General features: G+C 68.5%; 6 protein-coding genes and 1 pseudogene. 3 read left to right on the forward strand and 4 right to left on the reverse strand.

Annotated features, from left to right (window positions below):
- Window positions 1–112: 112 nt before the first annotated feature.
- From AC08OU_RS19785 to AC08OU_RS19800, 4 genes and pseudogenes are all read right to left on the reverse strand, one after another.
- Window positions 113–331 (reverse strand): hypothetical protein, encoded by a 219-nt coding sequence (locus tag AC08OU_RS19785; RefSeq protein WP_476601603.1) that lies wholly within the window; start codon window positions 329–331, stop codon window positions 113–115.
- Between the two features lie 140 nt (window positions 332–471).
- Window positions 472–1,617 carry an epoxide hydrolase family protein gene (locus tag AC08OU_RS19790; protein WP_476601602.1) on the reverse strand — a complete coding sequence of 382 codons (1,146 nt, stop codon included), beginning with the start codon at window positions 1,615–1,617 and terminating at the stop codon, window positions 472–474.
- Window positions 1,618–2,137: 520 nt separating this feature from the next.
- Window positions 2,138–2,320, reverse strand: coding sequence for a hypothetical protein (locus tag AC08OU_RS19795; protein WP_476601604.1), 183 nt, complete (start codon window positions 2,318–2,320; stop codon window positions 2,138–2,140).
- A gap of 76 nt (window positions 2,321–2,396) precedes the next feature.
- Window positions 2,397–2,984: pseudogene (locus AC08OU_RS19800) on the reverse strand (isocitrate lyase/PEP mutase family protein); the annotation flags it as partial.
- Between the two features lie 335 nt (window positions 2,985–3,319).
- Between AC08OU_RS19800 and AC08OU_RS19805 the strand changes: the two are divergent.
- The 3 genes from AC08OU_RS19805 to AC08OU_RS19815 all read left to right on the forward strand — a co-directional run bounded on the left by AC08OU_RS19805 (window position 3,320) and on the right by AC08OU_RS19815 (window position 7,571).
- Complete coding sequence (locus AC08OU_RS19805; RefSeq protein ID WP_476601601.1) at window positions 3,320–3,736, forward strand: hypothetical protein; 417 nt, start codon at window positions 3,320–3,322, stop codon at window positions 3,734–3,736.
- A 413-nt stretch (window positions 3,737–4,149) separates the two neighbouring features.
- Window positions 4,150–6,378 (forward strand): NADP-dependent isocitrate dehydrogenase, encoded by a 2,229-nt coding sequence (locus AC08OU_RS19810; protein ID WP_476601600.1) that lies wholly within the window; start codon window positions 4,150–4,152, stop codon window positions 6,376–6,378.
- A 254-nt stretch (window positions 6,379–6,632) separates the two neighbouring features.
- Window positions 6,633–7,571: a MurR/RpiR family transcriptional regulator gene (locus AC08OU_RS19815; RefSeq protein ID WP_476601599.1), complete on the forward strand. Its 939-nt coding sequence runs from the start codon at window positions 6,633–6,635 to the stop codon at window positions 7,569–7,571.
- Window positions 7,572–8,374 lie beyond the last annotated feature (803 nt).

Consider the following 8,374-nt stretch of genomic DNA (forward strand, 5'->3'; position numbering starts at 1 on the left):
TTTACGCCCTGGTCTGGCAGGTACTTCAGGAGAAGATCCCCGAGCTCGAACGAGTCGTCCGAAAGATGCTGACCGAAAGATGATTTACTCACACTACTCGCGAGAGCCAGGATCAGGAACACCGCCTGGGTGCTTGTGCTTCGTGTTCGCCGCGCCGTTCCGCGGCGAGCGATTCGCCGGCCATCTTGTTCGCGAGCTGGACGACGTGGAACGGGTGCACGGCGATGATCGTATCCGGGAGCGCGGGGCGGGTGGGTTCGCCGGCCGGCGCCGAAGGGTCGGTGGCCACGATCCCGGCATCGGCCGCGACCATCATGACCCACAAAAACATGATCCATCGATATCACGAATTAAAGATCAGTAGCGGCGGCCGCGGAAGGTACGCCGCAGGTCGTCGACCCATTGAGCGGGGATTTCCCAGGGAATGAAGTGGCCGCTGTGGTCGTGGGCGTTGAGGTTGACGTGGTTGTATCAGGCGGCGCGGTCGGAGTCGAGGAAGTTCTGAACCCGCTGGTCGGTGCTGACGCCGGGTGGGTTTTCATAGCCGACGAAGGTGATGCCGGTGGGCGCCTCGATGGCTGGCTGCCGGTCGTGGGACGGGGCCCACGGGTAGCGGTTGTTGTTGGCGTAGGTGCGGATCGAGGTACCGATCGTGTTGGTCACCCAGAAGATCATGGTGTGGGTGAGCAGGTCGTCTTTGGTGAAGACGGTCTCGATGTCGCCGCCGTTGTCGCTCCACTTCACCCAGCGTTCGAGTATCCAGGCGAGCATCCCGGCCGGGGAGTCGGACAGCCCGTAGGCGAGCGTGCTCGGGGCGAGCACGTGCGCGGCGAGGTGGACGGCGAAGCGCTTCTCCACGGCGACGATCTGGGCGTGGATGTCGTCAGGCAGGCCGTCGGGGATGGGCCGGCCGCCGCTGAGGTCCCAGGCCCGGTTGCCGTTGAACAGGGTGAGCTTCAGGCCGGAGCCAATGTGGATGGCATACAGTTCGTCGGCGTACTTGTGCCCAAGCTGGCCGGTAACCAGGGCTCCGACGTCGCAGCCGGCGGCGGTGTACCTGTCGTAGCCGAGGGTCTGAGTCATGAGGGTGTGCCAGAGGTCGGCGACCTTCCAGAAGTTCAGGTCCGGGTTGTTCGGCAGTGGTGCGGAGAGCCCGAAGCCGGGAAACGAGGGGATGATCACGTCGAATGCTTCGGTGGGATCGCCGCCGTACGCGCCGGGGTCGGCCAGCGGATCGATGACCCTGGACCAGTGCCAGAACGTCCAGGGCCAGCCATGGGTGAGGATCAGGGGGATCGGATCGGGGCCGACTCCGGCCTTGCGCATGAAGTGCACCGGCACGCCTTCGACCTCGACCTGGTAGTGCTCGTAGGCGTTGATGGCGGCTTCGGACTTGCGCCAGTCGTAGCCGGTGCGCCAGTAGTCGACAAGTTCTTGCAGGTAGGCACGGTTCACGCCGTAATACCAGTCCTCGTTGCCCGCGTCGAGCGGCCAGCGAGTCAACTCCAGGCGCCGCTGGAGGTCGGCGAGCACGTCGTCGGGCACGTGAATCGGCGTCGGCTCCAGTGGGAACGGCCGGGTCTCGGCGGCGTACGACGGCGTGGTTTCGTGGCTCATTGTCGTCTCCTTGTTGTCGTCTCGTCATCGTCGTCTTCGCATCGTCGTCTTCCTACCGCCGGTCGACGTATCCGGTGAGCCGGTCGACGTAGCGGGTGAGTCCGGCTCGGCCGGAACGACATCGCCGCGGGGGGATCGGGCGCGCGTGACCCGGGTAGGAGACGGCTATGTGGACATGGCTACGAGGGATGGCGGCGCGCCGCCGGGCCCGTTCCCGTTCCCGTTCCCGATCCGGGTCCGGGTCCGGGTCCGTGGACAGTTCGGCCTGGAACCCGTCCGGCTGGTGGTGGTGTCTCGACCACGGACGCGCGGAGAACCCGCCGGATGCGCCCGGTCATCGGCGCCTGGGTCCCTACGGCAGTGCCTCGGACGCCGAGAACTGGCGGCAGGGGTTGGACAGGCGCAACGAGGACTGGGACGAAGCGGACCGTCGATGGGCCGGGGACCGCTGACGGTGGTGCTGCCGGCACGGTCGTCGGCGGACCCGTACGGCGGTGAAGAGCAGCCGCCTCCGCCCGCGCTACCGCACCTCCGAGGACATCATCTGATTGGCCTGCGCATAGGGTGTCGCCTCGGCGGCGCCTGAGAACGTACCTTCTTCGTAGATTTCCCGGGCCGCGTGCAGCACGGCCGCGAGAGCGATACGCGGCAGGAGGGAGCCGAAACTGATGCGGCGGGCACCGAGCAGGCCCAGTTCGGTCACCGACGGGAACGGGGGGCGGGCCCACCAGGACGTTCACCGGGCCTTGGACCCGCTTGCAGACCTCGCGGATGGAGTCCGGGCCCAGTAGGCCCGGGGCGTAAAGCACATCGGCGCCGGCCGCCGCGTACGCTTGAAGGCGGCGTATCGTATCTTCGAGATCGGGGTGGCCGTAGAGAAAGTTTTCGGCGCGTGCCGTGATGACGAAGGGGAAGGGCAGGCTTCGCGCGGCGGCGACCGCGTGGCCGACTCGTGTGACGGCGTCGTCCAAGGCCAGGATCGGCGCCTGCGGTATTCCGGTGGCGTCCTCGATGGACCCCCCGACGGCTCCAGCCTCGGCGGCCAGCAGAACGGTCTCCTCGACGTCCCTGGGCGTCTGCGCGAAGCAGCTCTCGAGGTCGGCGGAGACCGGTAGCGGGGTTGCGGCGGCGATCGCACGGACGTTGGCAAGAGTCAGCGTGCGGTCGATCAGGTTCGCGCCGTCGGCCACACCGTGGCTGAGGGCCAGCCCGGCACTTGTGGTTCCGATGGCGACAAAGCCGGCTTGCGTTAGCAGGCGCGCGCTTCCGGCGTCCCAGGCATTTGCCATGACAAACGGGCTGTCCTGCTCGTGTAGCTCACGGAATATCACCGCTTTGCGATGTTGCGCGGTCGTGTCGTCGTCCATCACATCAACTTTCCTGGGGCCGGTTGGGGCACCGGCGTGGACAGATGAGTTCTACGCGCTGGTCGACGGCCGGTGAGGCGTCGCGGGTGTCGTCATCTTCGCAGGTGTCGCCTGCGGGTTTCGGTGCAACGCCGACATCAACGCCGCCCAGGATATTGCCGCAGGACGTGCGGTGAACGCACGGGGAGGCATGGCACCGGCCGTGCCGGTGAACCGCGGACCTCACCACCACGCACCCCTTTGGTGGGTGTGTAGGAGTTGGGATGCCCACCTTTCAGGGCGGGGAGGACGTCAGTCGCCAGCCCAGGACGCCCGCGGTGAGGGACGGTGGTCCTATGACCGACGACGACGATGACTGGGCCCCGCCGCCCGTGCCCCACGGCGACGGAGACCCGATAGCAGCCGCGGGCGAGGCGCTCACCGAAGCGGAGACCGCCCTGCGGGCCTACGCCTGGATCCCGGACGCGGACGAAATCGACGCTGCCGCCGCCATCCTCCACCAGCTGGATTCCGGGCACCATCGCCCCGATGCTCCGGTCCGGTACCTCGTCCACCGGGCGCTGGACGAGACGTACCCGCAGCTGATCGCCTGGCGGCCCCGACCGCTGTACTTGTACGCGGCGGTGAAAACCGTGCAGCTTCTCGCCGCGGCACCGCCCACCGAGGAGCGTGACGATGCCACCCTCGTCGCCTGGGACCGCCTGACCGTCCTGCTCCGCGTCGTGTCCGCCACCGCGGGTGGCAGTACCTAGCATCTGCTCGACACTTTCCCAACACTTTCCCAACACCTGCCCGGCGCCGTCCCACCCGCACCCGGTTGCCGGCGGCTGATCCGGATGTGGCGGCCGCGGTCGCCGAGGAAATAAGCTACATCGGCCCCCACCGCGGCGAGTCCGGAGGAGATGGTCGCGTTGCGTTTGGAGAGGTTGGCCCCGAGGTTGGCTCCATGGCCGGCGAGCCGGGCCGTCCGGGACCGGCCGGCGACCGCGTGCCCGGGTTGTCCGGAGCGTCACCGAGCCCCGCGCGCGGGGAGACCCGATATAACGATCATGCTGGTCGGTGGGGTGCCGCTGCCGACAGCCCCGGCCCGGCGAGGACCCCGGTGGAGCGGGCGTTCAGGGCATACCTTGATACCCAGATGAAACAGACGCGAAGCGGAGTATCGGTGACTGACTCGACCATCATCTATACACACACTGACGAGGCTCCGGCCCTGGCGACGTACTCGTTCCTGCCCGTGGTCCAGGCGTACGCCGCGACGGCCGGGGTCAGTGTCGACAGCCGCGACATCTCCCTGGCGGGGCGGATCATCGCCAGTTTCCCCGAGGATCTCGAGGAGGCCCAGCGCGTCGAGGACGCGCTCGCCGAGCTCGGTGAGCTGGCCAGGACGCCCGAGGCGAACATCATCAAGCTGCCGAACATCTCGGCTTCGATTCCGCAGCTGAAGGCGGCGATCGTCGAGCTGCAGCAGCAGGGCTACGCGCTGCCGGACTACCCGGACGACCCGAAGACCGACGAGGAGCGGGAGATCCGCGCCCGTTACGACAAGGTGAAGGGCAGCGCCGTCAACCCGGTGCTGCGCGAGGGCAACTCCGACCGCCGCGCCCCGGCCTCGGTGAAGAACTACGCCCGGACCCACCCGCACCGGATGGGCGCGTGGGCACCCGACTCGAAGACGAACGTCGCCACGATGAGCGCCGACGACTTCCGCTCCACCGAGAAGTCCACGATCATCGCCGAGGCCGGCACGCTGCGCATCGAGCTCGCGGGTGACGACGGCAGCACCACCGTCCTGCTCCCGTCCCTGCCGGTGCTGGTGGGCGAGGTCGTGGACGCGGCCGTCCTGCGGGTGGCCGCGCTGCGCGAGTTCCTCACCGCGCAGATCGCCCGGGCCAAGGCCGAGGGCGTGCTGTTCTCGGTGCACCTGAAGGCCACGATGATGAAGGTCTCCGACCCGATCGTCTTCGGCCACGTGGTACGGGCCTTCTTCCCGAAGACGTTCGTCACCCACGGCGCGACGCTCGCCGCGGCCGGTCTGTCCCCGAACGACGGGCTCGGCGGCATCCTCAAGGGCCTGGAATCGCTGCCCGAGGGCGAGGAGATCAAGGCCTCCTTCGCCGCGGAGCTCGCCGAGGGCCCCGCCCTGGCGATGGTCGACTCCGACCGCGGCATCACCAACCTGCACGTGCCCAGCGACGTCATCGTCGACGCCTCCATGCCGGCCATGATCCGTACCTCCGGCCACATGTGGGGCCCGGACGGCCGGGAGGCGGACACCCTGGCGGTCCTGCCCGACTCGAGCTACGCCGGCATCTACCAGGTCGTCATCGACGACTGCCGGGCGCACGGCGCCTACGACCCCGCGACGATGGGCTCGGTGGCCAACGTCGGCCTGATGGCGCAGAAGGCCGAGGAGTACGGCAGTCACGACAAGACCTTCGAGATCCCTACCACGGGCACGGTGCGGATCGTCGACCAGGCCGGCACCGTGGTGCTGGAGCAGGCGGTCGCCGCCGGCGACATCTTCCGCGCCTGCCAGGCCAAGGACGCGCCGATCCGGGACTGGGTGAAGCTCGCCGTCACGCGCGTCCGCGCCACCGGTGACCCGGCGGTGTTCTGGCTCGACGAGAACCGCGCCCACGACGCGAGGCTGATCGAGAAGGTCCGGGCGTACCTGCCCGAGCACGACACCTCCGGGCTGCGGATCGAGATCAAGGCTCCGGTCGACGCGATCGCGTTCTCGCTGGAGCGGATCCGCCGCGGCGAGGACACGATCTCGGTCACCGGCAACGTGCTGCGTGACTATCTGACCGACCTGTTCCCGATCCTGGAGCTCGGCACGAGTGCCAAGATGCTCTCGGTCGTCCCGCTCATGAACGGCGGCGGCCTGTTCGAGACCGGCGCCGGCGGCTCCGCGCCCAAGCACGTCCAGCAGCTGCTCAAGGAGAACTACCTGCGCTGGGACAGCCTGGGCGAGTTCCTGGCGCTCGCGGCCAGCTTCGAGCAGTTCGCGCGGACGACGGGCAACGCGCGTGCCCAGGTGCTCGCCGACACCCTCGACCGCGCGACCGCCACCTTCCTCAACGAGGACAAGTCGCCCAGCCGCCGGCTGGGGGGCCTCGACAACCGCGGCAGCCACTTCTACCTGGCGCTCTACTGGGCGCAGGAGCTGGCCGCGCAGACCGGCGACCCCCGTCTCGCGGAGGCGTTCGCCGGTCTCGCCAAGACGCTCGCCGACGAGGAGAAGGCGATCGTCGACGAACTGATCGCGGTCCAGGGCTCGCCGGCCGACATCGGGGGGTACTACCAGCCCGACCCCGTCAAGGCCGCGGCCGTCATGCGTCCGTCGAAGAGCTTCAACGAGGCCATCGCCAGCCTCACCAGCCTCGGCTGACGAGACCCGAGCGAGGGTCCCACGCCAACGAGGGGGATCCCACGCGATGACGCGATAACGCGATGAGGGGAAGGGCCCCGGAGCCCGGGGCCGGACCCCGGTGCCGGGGCCGGTCCGCCGCCAGGCCGCGACCGCATCGTGACTCCGTGTAGTGCAATGGCCTCCGCCTGTCGCGGAGGAACTTTGCTCCAGTGATGAACCGACATATGGATTGTTATTCCGTCATTGACATGTCCGTCCCCTGAGGTTCATGGGTGGCGCCTAGCGTCAGCCGGGTGGTTGAGCGATTTTCCGGGCCGGTCGGCGATATTGAGCGGGGTCCCGGGCCGGTCGGTGACGGCGACGCGCTGGAGTTGATCAGATCCCGGTTGTCGGGCCTGTCGCCGGCGGAGCGGCGGGTCGCCGATGCGGTGCTGCCGGCGCCGCTGGAGGTCCTGGACATGTCGGTGACCCAGCTGGCCGAGATGTCCGGGAGCTCGGTCGGGTCGGTGATCCGGTTCTGTCAGACACTCGGCCTGCGCGGGTTCCAGGACCTGAAGCTGCGCCTGGCGCGGCAGGCGATCCCGGTCGAACGGCAACTGCTCGACGAGATCTCCGCGGACGACGGCTCACCCGAGGTGGTCCGCAAGGTGTTCTCGGGGATGGCCGGCGCGCTGAGCGTCGCGGCCCGCGCGGTGGACGCGGGCGCGCTGGACCGCGTCGTAGACCTGCTGATCAACGCGCGGCGGATTCTGTTCGTCGCGGTCGGGACGTCGGCCCCGCTGGCCGCCGACGTCGCCTACCGGCTGACGACGATCGGGCTGCCGGCCGTCTACCCGGCGGATGTGCACGTCCAGCACGTGTCGGCGCGGATGCTGGGCCCGGGGGACGTCTGTTTCGCGATCAGCCACACCGGGTCGACGACCGAGACGTTGGCGTCGATGCGTACCGCCGCGACCACCGGCGCGGCCACGGTGGCGCTGACCAGTTTCGCCAGTTCGCCGCTGACCGAGCTGACCGAGCTGACCGAGCTGACCGAGTCGGTGCTGGTCGCGGGCAGCCGGGAGACCGCCTATCGGATCGAAACCATGACCAGCCGGATCGTGCACCTGGTGGTCCTCGACGCGATCTTCGTTCTGATCGCGTTACGGCACCGGCAATCCCAGGACGCGCTGGCCGCGACCGGCGACGTTATCACCGAGCACCGCATCTGATCATGTCTAGGAGCGTCCGACCATGAACACCACTCTCGCCGCCAACCACCTGCCGCCCACGGCGACGCCGGCCAGCTCCACCGCACCCAGGTGATCTCCGTCTTCCCGGGCGAGACGACCCAGCCGCTGCACCGGGACGAGTTGGCCTGGGAAGCGGCCTCAAACGGTCAGCGCACCGCACGTGAATCACGTCACCGTGATACACATCATGCGGCCACCGACGAGGACGCCGAGCGCGCGGCGAGGCGCTGACCGAGACGGATCGCGAAGAAATCTCCCGTGGGCACGAAACCCCACGTGCACCGGGGCCGTGGCTTGTCGAGTCCTGCTGTTGTTCCGCCGGTGGGCTGCCTGCCTGCCTGTCTGGCCGGCCGTCCCGTGCGCCGGGAACAACTGTAGCCGTGGTGACAATGATTTCCCGCGGGACACCGAACACCCGGCCACGTCAGCTGAACCGCTACGCCACGAAGGTGGTGTTGGGTAATGTCGGGACGTCTGCCGGCGGGCACCAGCCGACGGTCGGCGGTAGCTGTCCCATAGTCCATATACAGCGAGGTCCGCCCACGCGCTCTCGCCCATTCGTCGAGCGGGCCGGAGCGTGAACGGATATTTCCCTGCGCTGCCTGTCTTGTTCTCCTCGGGGGTCCCTCGCCTATGCGCCGCCCAGTCCTGCCCTTGGGTATCGCCGCCGCCCTGCTGGTGGTAGCCGCCGGCACCGGCGGTTGCTCGTCCGGAAAGGCGTCCGCGGGCTCCTGTGACACTCCTGGAGTGACGGAGGATCAGATCAGGCTCGGTGTGCTTTA

The organism is Frankia sp. CcMO1 (genome assembly GCF_977945845.1).